General features: G+C 54.2%; 1 protein-coding gene. It reads left to right on the plus strand.

What is annotated here, in order from left to right:
- The coding region (locus Tanf_RS15435) for a hypothetical protein (protein WP_211346878.1) at positions 1-197 on the plus strand (197 nt) is incomplete at its 5' end.
- Between the last annotated feature and the right edge of the window lie 229 nt (positions 198-426).

The following is a 426-nucleotide window of genomic DNA, read 5'->3' on the forward strand; positions in this document are numbered from 1 at the left end:
CGGGTCGTGGTTCGCCGGTGCGTTGTGTGATTCGCTCAGGTGTTCGGCCGAGCATGATGCCGGATTGGACTATGTCCGTTAGTTTGAGCGTTCGGTCAAACAAACTCGAGAACGAGACAGCCTTTATTGGGGGTTCGATGAGCTTCATGCAGAAGCAATTTAAGAAGTTTATCCGCAAGCCCATTCGTCTTACCTGAATACAGGTGACGATACGTTGAAAAGCAAAGCGCAAGAGTAGCGCTCTGAACACGGTACGCTTGCGCGACGTCGTTCGGACAAGAGGAGATGCGACTCGACCGGAGTGCGCGTTTGGGACGGGCAAGGAAGGCCGGTAGCGATACGGGCGCATATCGGTGAAGGTGAACGGTTTCTGGTGACAACGCCGCTGCTCTTCACCAACTACGGCATGCTCGACGGAAATAATGC

The sequence above is a fragment of the Tannerella forsythia genome (assembly GCF_001006485.1).
GTDB classification, from domain to species: Bacteria; Bacteroidota; Bacteroidia; order Bacteroidales; family Tannerellaceae; genus Tannerella; species Tannerella forsythia.